Annotated in this window: 10 protein-coding genes; 8 read left to right on the plus strand and 2 right to left on the minus strand. The window is 47.7% G+C overall.

The genetic code is table 11. From position 1 onward, the window contains the following. Positions 1–76: 76 nt before the first annotated feature. The 3 genes from OCV96_RS01400 to OCV96_RS01410 all read left to right on the plus strand — a co-directional run bounded on the left by OCV96_RS01400 (position 77) and on the right by OCV96_RS01410 (position 3,082). Entirely contained in the window at positions 77–1,216 is a 1,140-nt protein-coding gene (locus OCV96_RS01400) for a trans-sulfuration enzyme family protein (RefSeq protein ID WP_118668330.1), read from the plus strand. Positions 1,217–1,409: 193 nt separating this feature from the next. After that, positions 1,410–2,609, plus strand: a complete 1,200-nt coding sequence (locus OCV96_RS01405) for a MalY/PatB family protein (RefSeq protein ID WP_118668331.1) — start codon at positions 1,410–1,412, stop codon at positions 2,607–2,609. A gap of 233 nt (positions 2,610–2,842) precedes the next feature. Beyond that, complete coding sequence (locus tag OCV96_RS01410; RefSeq protein ID WP_022313368.1) at positions 2,843–3,082, plus strand: hypothetical protein; 240 nt, start codon at positions 2,843–2,845, stop codon at positions 3,080–3,082. A 242-nt stretch (positions 3,083–3,324) separates the two neighbouring features. On the opposite strand, the gene OCV96_RS01415 is transcribed toward OCV96_RS01410, so the two are convergent. Together OCV96_RS01415 and OCV96_RS01420 are read right to left on the minus strand one after the other, a co-directional pair. Next, a complete protein-coding gene (locus OCV96_RS01415) occupies positions 3,325–3,930 on the minus strand; it encodes an ATPase (RefSeq protein WP_118537212.1) in 606 nt (201 codons plus the stop codon). A gap of 590 nt (positions 3,931–4,520) precedes the next feature. Beyond that, on the minus strand, positions 4,521–8,777 hold the full coding sequence (locus tag OCV96_RS01420) for a 2-hydroxyacyl-CoA dehydratase (protein ID WP_262593299.1): 4,257 nt from the start codon (positions 8,775–8,777) through the stop codon (positions 4,521–4,523). Positions 8,778–9,041: 264 nt separating this feature from the next. Here OCV96_RS01420 and OCV96_RS01425 point away from each other — a divergent pair, with 264 nt between their 5' ends. The 5 genes from OCV96_RS01425 (at position 9,042) to OCV96_RS01445 (ending at position 15,555) form a co-directional block, all read left to right on the plus strand. Then, on the plus strand, positions 9,042–9,902 hold the full coding sequence (locus OCV96_RS01425; RefSeq protein ID WP_117568658.1) for a hypothetical protein: 861 nt from the start codon (positions 9,042–9,044) through the stop codon (positions 9,900–9,902). A gap of 140 nt (positions 9,903–10,042) precedes the next feature. Then, positions 10,043–10,795 (plus strand): RNA polymerase sigma factor RpoD, encoded by a 753-nt coding sequence (locus tag OCV96_RS01430; RefSeq protein WP_118503317.1) that lies wholly within the window; start codon positions 10,043–10,045, stop codon positions 10,793–10,795. Further along, positions 10,776–11,201, plus strand: coding sequence for a hypothetical protein (locus OCV96_RS01435; RefSeq protein ID WP_022313373.1), 426 nt, complete (start codon positions 10,776–10,778; stop codon positions 11,199–11,201). The genes OCV96_RS01430 and OCV96_RS01435 overlap by 20 nt, the downstream gene beginning before the upstream one ends. A gap of 184 nt (positions 11,202–11,385) precedes the next feature. Further along, a complete protein-coding gene (locus OCV96_RS01440) occupies positions 11,386–14,304 on the plus strand; it encodes an insulinase family protein (RefSeq protein ID WP_118503319.1) in 2,919 nt (972 codons plus the stop codon). Positions 14,305–14,475: 171 nt separating this feature from the next. Continuing rightward, positions 14,476–15,555, plus strand: a complete 1,080-nt coding sequence (locus OCV96_RS01445; protein WP_118503321.1) for a DUF4349 domain-containing protein — start codon at positions 14,476–14,478, stop codon at positions 15,553–15,555. Positions 15,556–15,625 lie beyond the last annotated feature (70 nt).

A 15,625-nucleotide genomic window follows, 5' to 3' on the forward strand; every position in this document is an offset into this window, starting at 1 on the left:
ATATACTATACCTACTGGAACAGTAGGAAATATAAAGGGAATAATATAGTATACATAGACATAGGAGGAGAAAAAGATGGCATTTGCAGCAGAGACCATATGTGTCCAGGGAAGTAATGAGAGAAAGGATCCGTTCGGCGCCATCAGCATGCCCATTTATCAGAATGCGGCGTATGCGCATCCGGGACTGGGGAAGAGTACGGGATATGATTATTCCCGCTGCAGCAACCCCACCAGAGACGAAGTGCAGAAGACGGTTGCTCTGTTGGAACAGGGAACAGAGGCACTGGCATTTTCTACGGGAATGGCGGCAATCACTGCAATGATGGAAATCTTTTCTCCCGGAGATCATCTGATCGCTACCGATGATCTGTACGGCGGTACGTTGAGACTGTGGAACATGATCAGTCACAAGAATGGTATTTCCGTGGATTGTGTAGATACTTCCAACGTGGATACGGTGAAGGCAGCGTTGCGCCCGGAGACAAAAGCTATCTATCTGGAGACACCGTCCAATCCGATGATGAAAGTAGCGGATATTCAGGCAATTGCAGATCTTGCGCATGAGAATGGATGCCTGTTGATCGTGGATAACACATTTCTGTCTCCTTATTTCCAGAAGCCGTTGACATTAGGAGCTGATATCGTGGTACACAGTGGAACCAAATATCTGGAAGGACATAATGATACTTTGTCCGGTTTTCTGGTGGTGAAGGATAATGCTCTGTATGACCAGCTCTATAATATCTACAAGACTACAGGAGCCTGTCTGTCTGCGATTGACAGCTGGTTGTTACTCCGCGGTATCAAGACACTGGCAGTCCGCATGGAACAGCACCAGAAGAATGCTCTGGCCATCGCACACTGGCTGGAACAGAGACCGGAAGTGGAAGAAGTCTATTATATCGGACTGGATTCCAGACCGGATAAGGAGCTGATTGACAGACAGTGCAGCGGCTATGGCGGAATGATTTCTTTCCGATTGAATTCTGCGGAGAAAGCTGTTAAAATTTTGGAGAGCGTAAAGCTGATCCGTTTTGCAGAAAGCCTGGGAGGCGTGGAAAGTCTTCTGACCTATCCCATGAAGCAGACCCATGCAGATGTACCTGTAGAGGTCAGGGAAACTCTGGGTGTGGATGAAAAGCTTTTGAGAATGTCTGTTGGTATTGAGAATATTGATGACCTGCTGGCAGACTTGGAGCAGGCCTTTGCCTGAGTGGGGTTGACTGGTATACATAGTAATTTAGCCAGTTCCGCGGAAAGTTTCACGGAAGTCCCACAACAGACGCAACGAGTCAGGACGTGCAGAAGGTCCTGGTAGAATAGGTACGATTGACAGAAAAATTTAACCTGCAACTTGGGGCCACAGGCAGAAAGCTTGCAGGTTGTCGAAAGGTAAGAGGATTCGTATGGCTACATACAACTTTGATAAAATTATAAATCGTAAGGGAACGAACTGCCTGAAGTACGACTATGCCGTGGAGAGAGGCAAGCCTGCGGATGTGCTGCCACTGTGGGTCGCAGACATGGACTTTACAGTATCGGAGGAGATTACGAAAAGCCTTCACGCGGCGGTAGATCATGGAATCTACGGATACACCCAGCCTAAGGATGCTTATTATAATGCCATAACCAATTGGATGGAAAAAAACCATAATTGGAAGACGAAGAGAGAGTGGATCATGAAGACCCCCGGTGTGGTATTTGCACTGGGTGCAGCGGTAAAAGCTTTCACAAAGCCGGGAGATGCGGTCTTGATCCAAAATCCGGTGTATTATCCCTTTACCAATATCATTAGGGACAATGACCGTAGGGTGATTGATAATACATTGGTATACGAAAAAAGGGTAACTGAAGGAAAGTCGCAGTACAGCATAGATTATGAAGACTTCGAGCGCAAGATTGTGCAGGAGAATATAAAACTGTTTATCCTGTGCAATCCTCACAATCCGGTGGGAAGAGTATGGAACAGAGAGGAACTGCAGTATTTGGGAGAGATCTGCCTGCGCCATCATGTGATCGTAGTCAGTGATGAAATTCACAATGATTTTGTATATCCCGGATTTGAGCATACGGTGTTTGCCAATGTGGATCCCCGTTTTGCGGAGTTCACCGTGACCTGCACCGCACCCAGTAAGACCTTCAATCTGGCAGGCTTACAGATTTCCAATATTTTTATCTCAAATGAGACATTGCGGGAAGCATTCCAGAAGGAAATCGACAAGACCGGATACGATGAGCCGAATGCGTTGGGAGCGGTAGCCTGCGAGGCTGCATATCGTGGCGGACAGGAGTGGCTGGATCAGTTGAGAGCTTATCTGCTTGAGAATCTGAACTTCCTGCGAGCATATCTGCAGGAGAAAATTCCACAGATTCATCTGGTAGAGCCGGAAGGTACTTATCTGGTATGGCTGGATTGCAGTGAACTTGGGATTTCCGGCAAGGAACTGGATCAGTTTATCGTAGAGAAAGCGGGACTCTGGCTGGATGGCGGAGCAATGTTCGGACCCAGTGGAGCAGACTTCCAGCGAGTGAATATTGCCTGCCCCAGAGCAACTCTAGAGCTTGCACTGGACAAGCTGAAGGCGGCAGTAGACAACCTGGGCTAGGTCCGACAGATTTGATGTGAGCAAAGAAAAATATCTGTGGACGCTTGTTCCGATAGGACAAAAATTATAGCGGTATAATATTAACAGACATATGGTATATTTTTACAATGTTGTCCATATACTGTAACATATCAGGCCATTCATGACTGATCACGGCAGCTTATGCTACGCTTGTGATCCCTGATGAATGGCCTTTTCGATAGTATTGCCATAAGGAAAGGAGCACACAGTATATGCCAAGAGGACAGAGAAAATCCCTGGAGGAAAAGATCCAGGCAAAACAGGAGTTGATCAATGCGCTGAATATCCGCATTGAATCCGAGGAACGGGAACTGGAAGAATTATATGAGCAGAAGAGGCGCAAAGAACTGGAGGCAGTAAGTGACCTGATCGAGGATGCCGGCCTGGCACCGGAGGAAGTCACCGAAGTCTTGCAACAATACATTGAGAACCGCAGCGCAAATGCATCGTGAGATTGCAGGTGAAAGAGAGCTTGCTCACCTTAAAGAACCGGAGCTGTACCGCCCAAAAGTTAGAAACAGAATCAATCTAATGACTGGAGGCCGATACACGCCCGGTCTTTTTTTGTGCCCGTTTGGTTATCGCCAATCATGCAAGCATGTTGGCTCTCTTGCGCTCATTATATCGTGAGCACAGCTCACTCAATGCATTTCGCAAAATCACACTTGCAAGCAAGTGATTTTGCTTCATCATATCATAAAAAGTACTGCGTGATAATCTGCTGTACCTGTTCTGAACGAATGGGAACCTTGCCGGTCTCGTAAGTGGTGATCAGCTGCATGGACGGAAAGATTCCGTTGTAGCAGTAAGACTTGAGTTTGTTGCAGGCAGCATCACAATAATTGTTCTTGTCCATCATCCCGAAGTGTTCCCAGTAGAAGAACTGCTGCGTGGTGGGATGCAGGATCGTGAAATCAGGATAGACTGTCAACTCATTTAAGGCCAGAGCTGCCTCGTAACGATATGGAATATGATTTGTGTACAGAAGATTGGCGATGATAACCTCGGATTTGGAACGGACTTTATGTCCCGCCAGTGTAGTATGAATTAGATTTTCCGGGTGAGAACTGTTTGTTTCATAGCTTTCCGCACACCATTTCTGCATCGATACCGGAAGCTTGTCCTTCGCAAAATGACTTTGCAGCAATTCATAATATGGTGAAGATTCCTCTAGAAGGTCAGAGGAGGATAATTTCCTGGAGCGGCTTTGTGAGGATGAAATTTTCTTATAGGAACTTAGCAGAGAAAATTCTTCTTCGGCTTCCAGTAGCAGAAGAGAGTAGTATTTTTTCAAGGCCATAATCTCTGCAAGAGAACGATTTGATTTAGGACAATATACAGATTGTTCCTCTTTTCTGATAATCCAGCGTTGGTAAGATCCATTTTTTTGAATGGATAATTCTCCTTCTGGAAAGGCGGAAATTTTGCGGCGTAGGTAGTCACATTGTGTCTGTAATTTATTAAGGCGAGTGTCTAAATTCTGAATCATAAAAAACTCCTTTCAAAATGGTTTGGTGTAAATAGGATAAAATACCAGAAAAAAATACAAAAAAGTCTAATTTTCAAGTGGAAAAAGGGATGATTGTATCAAAATAAAGAAAAAGGGTAAAATAGATACAAAAAAAGAAAAAATATGAGAAATTTTGTACTAAAATAGCCAGAAAACAGCTTTTAGCGAAAATGGAGATAAATGAACATTGTGGGACATGCAGATAAGCAATAGAGCGGGCACTTTTGAAGGCACAAGCATATCTGAGTGCATTATAACATGACAGGGGATATTCTGAAAAGATGTTTGTTTGGGAAAAGAGATCTGAATACAAAACACCCACGGCATGGAATTCCAATGGAATCCCTTGCCGCGGGCAGTGGTTTCAGACTATAAATGTTTTATTCCGCGCTTCCTTCGCCCTTCTTCAGATTCTTCTGGGCGGTGGAGAGCATGAGTTTGATTCGGTTGAGCTGGTTGACTTCGCTGGCACCGGGATCGTAGTCGATGGCTACGATGTTGGAGGAAGGATATGCCTTCCGCAGAGCCTTGATAACGCCCTTACCTACCACGTGGTTCGGCAGGCAGCCGAAGGGCTGGGTACATACGATGTTCGGTACGCCTTCCTTGATCAGTTCCACCATCTCACCGGTCAGGAACCATCCCTCACCGGTCTGGTTGCCGATGGATACGATCGGTTCCGCATAGGAGACGATCTTGTAAATGCTGGTAGGCGGATCAAAATGCTTACTTTCTTCAAAAGCCTTCACGGCAGAGCCGCGGAGGATATGTTCGATGGCCCAGATACCCAGCGCGGAAATCTTTGAAGTCTTCTTGCTGGTACCTAAGTGTTCTGCTTTGTAGATCTGGTTGTAGAAGCAGTACAGCATGAAGTCGATCAGGTCGGGTACTACAGCCTCCGCACCTTCGCTCTCCAGCAGCTCTACCAGATGATTGTTGCCTGCAGGAGAGAATTTCACCAGAATCTCACCGACCACGCCGACACGGGGCTTCTTGATATCCAGTACCGGAACCGCATCGAAATCCCGGATAATCTCGGTACACATCCTGCGGAACTTCGGAATGCTGATATGCTTCGCGGAGACAAATTTCTGTACCTTCGCAAGCCATTCTTTGTGCAGAGCATCCACGGAACCCGGAGTTGCTTCATAAGGACGCATCCGATATACACAACGCATGAAGATGTCACCAAATTCCGCACCCACAGCGGCACGTAACAGCAGATCCGCATTCAGATGGAAGCCGGGATTGCTCTCGATACCTGCCAGGTTCAGGGAGATAACGGGAATCTGCTCCATGTCTGCTTTCTTCAAGGCACGACGGATGAAGCCGATATAGTTCGTTGCACGGCATCCGCCACCGGTCTGGCTCATGATGATGGCTGTCTTGTTCAGGTCATATTTACCGGACAGCAGAGCCTCCATGATCTGACCTACTACCAGCAGGGAAGGATAGCAGGCATCATTGTTAACATATTTCAGACCCACATCCACAGAGTGCTTGTTATCGTTGTCCAATACCACGAAATTGTAACCGCAGGCATTGAACGCAGGCTGCAAGATCTCAAAGTGGATCGGGGACATCTGCGGACAGATGATGGTATAGTCCTTACGCATCTCTTCGGTAAACGGTACCTTCTCGATAGCGGAAGAACGGATGTTGCGGTGCTTGCCCATCTTTTCACGGACACGGATTGCAGACAACAGGGAACGGATACGGATACGGGCCGCACCCAGGTTGTTGACTTCATCGATCTTCAGGCAGGTGTAGATCTTGTCGGAGCCGGAGAGGATATCGTTCACCTGATCGGTGGTAACGGCATCCAGACCGCAGCCGAAGGAATTCAACTGGATCAGATCCAGATTCTCCACCGTCTTTACATAGCTTGCGGCAGCGTAAAGTCTGGAATGGTACATCCACTGGTCGGATACAATCAAAGGACGTTCCGGTTTTGCCAGATGGGAGATGGAATCCTCTGTCAGTACGGCCATATCGTAGGAGGTGATCAGCTCGGGAATACCGTGGTTGATCTCCGGGTCTACATGATAGGGACGGCCTGCCAGCACGATACCGCGCTTGCCGGTCTTGCGTAAGTATTCCAGAGTCTCTTCGCCCTTTTTCTCCATATCGTGACGGGCATTTGCCAGTTCCTTCCAACCCTTTTCGCAGGCTGCGGCGATCTCTGCGGCGGGAATCTCGGTGAATTCCTTCGTCAGTGCATCCGTCACGGTACCAAGATCTCTAAAGGACATGAACGGATTGCGGAAAGTGATCTCACCGCCGGCGATTTCCTCTACGTTATTCTTGATATTCTCAGAATAAGAAGTAACGATAGGGCAGTTGTAATGGTTGTTGGCATCCTCGAACTCGTTGCGCTCATAGAATAGCGCAGGGTAGAAGATGAACTTGATTCCCTGACGAATCAGCCAGGTCACATGGCCGTGAGCCAGTTTCGCCGGATAACACTCGGATTCACTGGGGATGGATTCAATGCCAAGCTCGTAGATCTTACGGTTGGAGCTGGGAGAGAGCACAACACGGTAGCCCAGTTCGGTGAAGAAGGTGAACCAGAACGGATAGTCCTCGTACATATTCAGCACTCTGGGGATACCAACTACACCTCTGGGAGCCTTGTCAGCGTCCAGAGATTCATAAGAGAACAGTCTATGTAATTTGTATTCGTATAAATTCGGTACATTGTGGGCATTCTTCTGACCACCGATACCACGTTCACAGCGGTTGCCGGAGATGAACTGACGGCCGCCGGAGAATTTGTTGATGGTCAGACGACAGTTGTTGGTACAACCCTTACATTTCGCCATGCTGGTCTCGAACTGGAGATCGCAGATCTTCTGATAATCCAGCATTGTGGTCACATAACTGTCTTCGTAATGTTCTCTGGCGATCAGAGCCGCACCGAAAGCACCCATGATACCGGCGATGTCGGGACGGATCGCCTGGCAGTTTGCAATTTTCTCAAAGCTGCGCAGAACAGCGTCATTGTAGAAAGTACCGCCCTGTACCACAATATTTTTACCAAGCTCTGAAGCATCGGAGACTTTGATTACCTTAAATAAAGCATTCTTGATAACGGAGTAAGCAAGTCCTGCGGAGATATCTGCTACGGAAGCGCCTTCCTTCTGCGCCTGTTTTACTTTGGAGTTCATGAATACGGTACAACGGGTACCCAGATCGATAGGATGCTCTGCAAACAGGGCAGCCTGAGCGAAATCCTGCACGGTATAGTTCAGGGATTTGGCAAAGGTCTCAATAAAGGAGCCACAGCCGGAGGAACATGCTTCGTTCAGCTGTACGCTGTCTACGGTCTGGTTTTTAATCTTGATGCACTTCATATCCTGACCGCCGATGTCTAAGATACAGTCTACGCTGGGGTCAAAGAAAGCAGCGGCATAGTAATGGGCCACGGTCTCTACCTCGCCGTCATCCAGCAGAAAAGCAGCTTTCATCAACGCTTCGCCGTAACCAGTGGAGCAGGAGCGTACGATCTCCACGCCTTCGGGCAGGAGAGAGTAGATCTCCTTCAGGGAACGGATCGCTGTCTTCAAGGGGCTTCCGTCGTTACTGGAATAGAAAGAGTACAGCAGGGATCCATCTTCACCTACCAGAGCGATCTTCGTGGTGGTGGAACCGGCATCGATACCCAGGAAAGCCTTGCCCTGATAGGACTGTAAGTCTCCGGTGGTCACGTGATGCTTGCTGTGACGCTCCACGAATTCCTGATAAGCAGCCTTGTCCGCAAACAGAGGCTCCATACGTTCTACTTCGAACTCCATCTTGATGTCGGAGGACAGCTTTTTCACCATGTCAGACAGACTGATGCAGACTTCCTCCTTCGCATTTAGTGCGGAACCGATGGCTGCGAACAGATGGGAGTTGTCCACGTCAATGATGTGCTCGTCATCCAGATTTAAGGTACGGATAAAGGCAGCTTTCAGTTCAGACAGGAAATGTAAAGGCCCGCCCAGAAAAGCTACGTGACCGCGGATCGGCTTACCACAGGCCAGACCGGAAATTGTCTGGTTCACCACTGCCTGGAAAATAGAAGCAGACAGGTCTTCCTTGGTAGCACCTTCGTTGATCAGAGGCTGGATATCGGTTTTGGCAAATACACCACAGCGGGCAGCAATGGTGTAGAGGGATTTATAATTTTTCGCATATTCGTTTAAGCCCGAAGCGTCCGTCTGAATCAGACTGGCCATCTGGTCGATGAAGGAACCGGTACCGCCGGCGCAGATGCCGTTCATACGCTGCTCCACGTTACCGCCTTCGAAATAGATGATCTTCGCATCCTCACCGCCTAATTCAATGGCTACATCGGTCTTGGGTGCCAGCTCCTGCAGGGAAGTAGCCACGGCTACGACCTCCTGAGTAAAGGGAACGCCGAGGTGGTTGGCCAGTGTCAGACCGCCGGAACCGGTGATCATGGGGTGCAGCTGCAATTCTCCCAGCTGGTCATAAGCTTTCTTAAGGAGCTCAGACAGAGTTTCCCGGATATTGGCGAAGTGACGCTCATAATCGGAAAATAAAATATTGTGTTCTTCGTCCAAAATAGCAATCTTGACAGTGGTGGAACCGATATCTATGCCGAGAGTTGCGTATTTTTCCTGTGAATTCATGTGATACATCCTTCCTGAAATAAAAATAAATCTACTTATTTAATGCATTTTTTTCATCAACAAAACATTCTAATTATACGACAAAAAACACCACAATGCAACGAATAATGGGGGAGTTTAGTTGTTAAAGTTTTGTAAAATGTAACTTAAATTTTTCGGGAAAACTCTGAAAAAAGAGAACGTGCAGTTTACTTATTCTCTTCCGGATGTTACAATCTCGATAGAGAAAAATCAAAATATAACTATTTATGGAGACATTGTTTTATGAGCAAATTCGAAAAAAAGTTTGGAAAATATGCGATCCATAACCTGACCATGGTATTGATCATGTGTTATGTGGCGGGATATGTGATCGAACTGATGGGAAAAGCAGCCGGCAATAATCTGCTGGGATTTCTGACACTGGACCCTTACCGGATCCTGCACGGACAAGTCTGGAGACTGGTGACCTGGGTGATCGTTCCTCCGGAAAGTCTGGATATCTTCACAATCATTATGCTGTTTTTCTATTATAGTCTGGGTACGGCGCTGGAGCGTACCTGGGGAACTTATCGCTATAATGTGTATATCTTTTCCGGCATGCTGTTTACGATTATCGGAAGCTTCCTGTGCATGGGTGTGGCATATCTGATCACCGGCGGCATGAGTACGGAAGCGGCTTCCCTGGTATTTTACAGCGGTTCTTATGCGTTCAGCACGTATTATATCAACCTGTCGATCTTCCTTGCCTTTGCTGCTACGTATCCGGATATGCAGGTGTTGCTGATGTTCGTGATACCGGTGAAAGTAAAATGGATGGGAATCTTGGATGCGGTACTGATGATCTATACCGTGATCGCAGGAAACTTATTTACTAAATTCGCGGTAGTGGCATCTTTGCTGAACTTTGTGTTATACTTTTACAGACTGCATCGCAGCCGTATCTCGCCGAAACAGATGCACCGCAAGGCGCAGTTCGAACGAAAATCCAATGCTGGACGGGCGAAAGTCACAAGACACAAATGTGCCGTCTGCGGACGGACAGAAGAGGACGATCCGAATCTGGAGTTCCGTTTCTGCTCCAAATGTAACGGCAACTACGAATATTGCCAGTATCATTTGTTTACCCATGAGCACATAAAATAGTCCGGATTGCGAATGTCTGTACACTTTCGGGAGTGCGAAGCACGGAGAAAGTGTATTATTGCAAGAGGCATATGGCATGACTGCTTGCAGGCAATGCGCGAAGCGCGGAGAAAGTGATGTTATTATAAAGGAGACCCTATATGAACAAAGAAGTATTATTTGCCCAGACCTTAGAGCAGGTCCGCAAGACCGCCAAGGAGCAGGGCAACTGCATCAGCGAAGAACAGGTAAAGGAAGCATTCGCCGAGCTGGATCTGAGCAATGAACAGCTGCAGATGGTATTTGACTATCTGTTAAAACATAAAATCGGTATTGGACAGCCTATGGATCCCGATGAATTCCTGACGGAGGAAGAAAAGGATTACTTACAGGAATATCTGGATGAAGTAGCAGCATTACCGACCTACAGTGACGGTGAAAAACTGGCATTTTCCATCGCAGCCATGGCGGGAGAGACGGATGCGCAGCAGCGCCTGATCGAATTGCATCTGGCGGATGTGGCAGAGATCGCAAAACTCTATGCCGGACAGGGTGTCCTGCTGGAAGATCTGGTGGGAGAAGGCAATCTGGCGCTTTCCTTCGGTGTGACCATGCTGGGCAGTCTGGAGAAACCGGACGAAGTCGAGGGAATGCTCGGCAAAATGATCATGGATGCCATGGAAGAATACATTGCCGAACATGCAGAAAATTCCAAGATCGACAAGCGAGTGGAAGATAAGGTCAACAAGGTAGCGGATAAGGCCAGAGAACTGGCGGAAGAACTGCACCGCAAGGTGACCACGGAGGAACTGATGGAAGAGACCGGTATGTCCCGCAAGATGATCGAGGATGCCATAAGAATGAGCGGTTTCAAGATTGAGGATATCGACAACAATGCAAAAGACAGTTTATGAGAATTATAAATACAGCCTGCAGGATACGGCAAAGGTCTACATAGGCGCAAAATATACCTTTGCAGAGCTGCTGGATCAGGACGAGGTGGCGTTTAAATTCCGCCTGATCGTGGAACGCTATATTTTAGCGGAAAAAGAGGTGGATCCTCAGGATACGCTGGAGACTCATCTGTATTATCTGAAGCCGGACAGTTTTCTTGTGAAGATCTACGACCGGATCAAGGCTCGGGTGAAGATCAATATCATCGAGGAGAAAAAAAGGATTTTCGGCAGAGGCAAAAAGCGTTATGTCACGAAGGAATTGAACATCCGGGAATTAGTTGCCATGACACCGGAGGAGAAAGAGGCGAAGGGTGTCGTGATTCAGGAAATCTCCATGAGCAAGCTGGCACTGGCCGCGTTTTGACAGATGAAGCTCACCCATAGAAAGCATGAGCGACTGCTTGCAGGCGGCGAAGGCTTTCTATGAGGGGAGCAAACGAACATGAGCAAGAAGGACGATAGTCCGGATTGCGAATGGTCGTTACGATTTCGAGAGTGCGTAGCACGGAGAAATCGATTAAGATAGAATAAAAGAGGACACATCAGAAATGAGAGTAGAAGATTTATCCACATATGAGATTATAGAGAAACGGCAGATCCCGGACATTAACAGCGTGACCTATCTGTGCCGTCACAAGAAGACCGGAGCAAGGGTGGCACTTGTATCCAATGATGACGAGAACAAGGTATTCTATATCGGTTTCCGCACCACACCCAAGGATTCCACCGGTGTAGCCCATATTCTGGAACATTCCGTATTATGCGGATCGAAGGAATTCCCGGTGAAGGATCCTTTTGTGGAACTGGTAAAGGGGTCTCTGAACACTTTCTTAAATGCCATGACCTATCCGGACAAGACTGTATACCCCGTGGCCAGCTGCAATGACAAAGATTTCCAGAACCTGATGCATGTCTATCTGGATGCGGTTTTTTACCCGAATATTTACAAAAACGAATCTATTTTCCGACAGGAAGGCTGGCATTATGAGCTGGAAGGTGACAACGAGGAGCTGAAAGTCAACGGTGTGGTCTATAACGAGATGAAGGGTGCTTTTTCCTCTCCGGATGATGTGCTGGAGCGGGAGATCATGAATTCCCTGTATCCTCACACCACCTACGGCTGCGAATCCGGAGGTGATCCGGAAGCGATCCCCGAGCTGACCTACGAAGAATTCCTGAATTTCCACCGGAAATTCTATCATCCCTCCAACAGCTATATCTATCTCTATGGCAATATGGATATGGCGGAGAAACTGACCTTTATCGATGAGCATTATCTGTCTGTCTACGATGCCCTTGAGGTGGATTCCGAAGTGACGGAAGAGGCGGCATTTACCACGCCGAATCGTATTGTCAGGGAATGTCCCATCGGCGAGGGAGAGGACGAGGAGGAGAATACCTACCTGTCCCAGAACTTCTGCGTGGGCAATAGTCTGGATCCGAAGCTTTACATTGCGTTCCAGATCCTGGACTATGCCCTGTGTTCCGCTCCAGGAGCACCCTTAAAACAGGCCCTGGTGGACTGTGGTGTGGGTAAGGATGTCTACAGCATCTATGAGAATGGTATCCGCCAGCCCTATTTCAGTGTGGTGGCGAAGGACACTTCCGTAGAGAAAGAACAGGAATTTTTACAGGTAACGGAAGAAGTGCTGAAAAAGCTGGTAAAGGACGGCTTCGACGAAAAGGCATTGCTTGCCGGCATCAATTATTATGAATTCAAATACAGAGAGGCGGATTTCGGTTCCTACCCCAAGGGACTTATGTACGGTTTACAGGTGTTGGACAGCTGGCTGTACGATGACAGACTGCCGTTCATTCACATCGAGGCCAACGAGACTTTCGCTGAACTTCGAGGGAAAGTGAAGACCGGATATTTTGAGGGTCTGGTACAGAAATATCTGCTGGACAATACCCATCGCAGCGTGGTGATCTTGCAGCCGAAGCTGGGACTTCTGGAAGAGCAGGAGCAGAAACAGCGGGAAAAGATGGCACAGGTGAAAGCTGCCATGAGTCCGGAAGAGATCGAGAACGTGAAGGAGACCTTCCAGAAGCTGACCGAATTCCAGGAGAGCGAAGACGCAAAGGAAGATCTGGAGAAAATCCCTCTGTTAAAACGGGAAGATATGAAGAAAGAGGCAAATCTGCCGGTGAACGAAGTGCGGAGCATTGGAGATACCACACTTTTGTATCATGATCTGTTTACAAACGGCATCGGCTATTTACGTCTGATCTTCAAATTGGATCAGATCCCCGGTAAATATTTCCCGTATATCGGCATTTTGAAGGGCTGCCTGGGACTGTTAAATACGGAGCATTATGCTTATGGAGATCTGTTTAACGAGATGAATCTGGTCACCGGCGGCATGGCTGCGGTAAATAATGTCTATGGCAAGCTGCAGGATATGGATCAGTTTATACTGACTCTGGAACTGAAGACGAAGGTATTTTATGACCGCCTTGCGGAAGCAATCGATCTGATGCGTGAGATCGTAATGACCAGTGATTTTACGGATGCCAAGAGACTGTATGAGATTCTGGCGGAGGGCAAGTCCCGGATGCAGGCACAGATGACCTCCGGAGGACACAGTGTGGCGGCCGGAAGAGCCTTATCCTACGGCAGTATTCCCGGAGCTGTGAGCGAAGAGATTTCCGGTATCCCGTTCTATCGTCTGATCACGGATCTGGAAGCTCATTTTGACGAGAAAAAAGAAGAATTGGTGGAAATCTTACAGACCTTAGTGAAAATGATCTTCCGTCCGGAAAACCTCATGGTGGATTTCGTAGGTGAGGAAAAGGCCGTGGCTCTTTTAGATGCTCCGGTGGAAGCTTTCAAAGCAGCACTTTATATGGAAAACGTGGAAAAAGAACATTACATTCCGGAAATCTCCCGGAAAAACGAAGGTTTCTTAACCTCCGGTCAGGTCAATTACGTATGCCGTGCCGGTAATTTCCGCAAGAGTGGACTGCAATATACGGGAGCATTAAGAGTACTCAAAGTCATGATGGGGTATGAATATCTGTGGGTTAATGTCCGTGTCAAGGGTGGTGCCTACGGCTGCATGTGCAGCTTCGGCAGATCCGGTGACAGCTACTTTGTCTCCTACAGAGATCCGAATCTGGGCAAGACCATTGAAACTTACGAGAAAGCTGCAGATGCCATTGCAGAGTTCACAGCAGATGAACGTACCATGACCCAGTATATCATCGGTGCGGTCAGTGATCTGGACGTACCCATGAATCCGGCGGCAAAGGGACTGTATTCCCTGAGTGCCTATATGACAGGACTGGATAATGCCACTTTACAGAGAGAACGCGACGAACTGCTGGCGGCTACCGAAGAGGATATCCGTGCATTGTCCGCACATATCCGTGCATTTATGCAGGAGGATCTGCTCTGTGTGGTAGGTACGGCTTCCAAGGTAAAGGAAGAGCAGGAGAGATTCCTGAAAGTGGAAAATCTTTTTTAAAACGGCAAAAGGAAAGCTGCGATTTTGCAAAAGTGGTTCTGAATCGTAAAAAGATCAAATAAATAAAGAACTTTTGTGATATTATTTCGTTTATAGAGGTGAACAATAAAAAGTCAACAGCAGGCGGATCCGACAGGCTGTCAGGATGCCGTCCGCAGAACGGAGAGGGTTATGAAAAAACGAAATTTTGAAACAAAGATCATTACAGGGGTGCTCACTGCCGGCATGATATTATCGCTGACCGCCTGCGGCAGCTCATCGAACGGCAGTTACGGAATCAGTGATCTCATGGATGCGGATTATGCTGTTGCTTCCAAGGAGGCAGCTGCACCGGAGGCGTCCGCTTATGAAGATGGATTTGGCATGACAGAAGGGTACGATTCCGCAGGAAATGCTCAGGACACAAGTACTACAGTGCCTGAGGAGACTGCAGCCATAGCAGACCGGAAACTGATCAAGACCGTGAATATGGATGTCGAGACCAGGGAGTATGATAAGCTGTTAAGCGCGGTAGAGAATAAAGTAACAGAGCTCGGCGGCTATATCGAAAGTCTGGATGCCTATAACGGCAGTACATATTATAGTTATCGTTCTACAAGGAATGCCAATCTGACCATCCGCATCCCGAAGGACAGACTGGAGGAGTTCCAAAATACGGTCTCAGAGCTGGGCAATGTGACCAGTCGTTCGGAGAATGTACAGGATGTGACACTGACCTATGTGGATCTGCAAAGTCACAGGGATGCCCTGCAGACGGAACAGGAGAGACTGTTGCAGCTGCTGGAACAGGCGGAGAGCATCGAAGACATCATTACCATCGAACAGCGCCTGTCCGATGTGAGATACCAGCTGGAAAGTATGGAATCCCAGTTGAGAAGTTATGATAATCAGGTTGACTACAGCACTGTATACCTCTATATTGATGAAGTAGAGGTCTATACTCCGGTAGAGGAAGAGACCACATGGGAACGTATTTCTGCAGGATTTATGGACAGCTTAAAGAGTATCGGCGAGGGTATTAAGGAAGCAGCCATCTGGTTCGTGATCCATATCCCCTATCTGGTGATCTGGGCCATCGTGATCGTGATCATTGTACTGATCCTGAAAAAGATCAAGAAGCGCACGAAGCGGATCCGGGCGGAGGAACAGAAAAAATTCGCCGAAGAGGAAGCAAGAATGCAGAAGACTTTGCAGAACACGGCAGAGAATACAGCAGAGAATACGGTAGCCACACAAAACAGCAATGAGTGAGAATCTATAAGATAAGCCGGACGGACCGGCGGCTGACAGAAAAGTGTCAGGGAAAAAGACAAGAACAGGA

The organism is Waltera acetigignens (genome assembly GCF_025567015.1).
In the GTDB taxonomy this organism is placed as follows: domain Bacteria; phylum Bacillota; class Clostridia; order Lachnospirales; family Lachnospiraceae; genus Acetatifactor; species Acetatifactor acetigignens.

Excerpts from the sequence above, each read along its gene's own strand:
- OCV96_RS01400 (WP_118668330.1), top strand. The coding sequence starts at position 77 with ATGGCATTTGCAGCAGAGACCATATGTGTCCAGGGAAGTAATGAGAGA.
- OCV96_RS01405 (WP_118668331.1), top strand. The coding sequence starts at position 1,410 with ATGGCTACATACAACTTTGATAAAATTATAAATCGTAAGGGAACGAAC.
- OCV96_RS01410 (WP_022313368.1), top strand. The coding sequence starts at position 2,843 with ATGCCAAGAGGACAGAGAAAATCCCTGGAGGAAAAGATCCAGGCAAAA.
- OCV96_RS01415 (WP_118537212.1), bottom strand. The coding sequence starts at position 3,930 with ATGGCCTTGAAAAAATACTACTCTCTTCTGCTACTGGAAGCCGAAGAA.
- OCV96_RS01420 (WP_262593299.1), bottom strand. The coding sequence starts at position 8,777 with ATGAATTCACAGGAAAAATACGCAACTCTCGGCATAGATATCGGTTCC.
- OCV96_RS01425 (WP_117568658.1), top strand. The coding sequence starts at position 9,042 with ATGAGCAAATTCGAAAAAAAGTTTGGAAAATATGCGATCCATAACCTG.
- OCV96_RS01430 (WP_118503317.1), top strand. The coding sequence starts at position 10,043 with ATGAACAAAGAAGTATTATTTGCCCAGACCTTAGAGCAGGTCCGCAAG.
- OCV96_RS01435 (WP_022313373.1), top strand. The coding sequence starts at position 10,776 with ATGCAAAAGACAGTTTATGAGAATTATAAATACAGCCTGCAGGATACG.
- OCV96_RS01440 (WP_118503319.1), top strand. The coding sequence starts at position 11,386 with ATGAGAGTAGAAGATTTATCCACATATGAGATTATAGAGAAACGGCAG.
- OCV96_RS01445 (WP_118503321.1), top strand. The coding sequence starts at position 14,476 with ATGAAAAAACGAAATTTTGAAACAAAGATCATTACAGGGGTGCTCACT.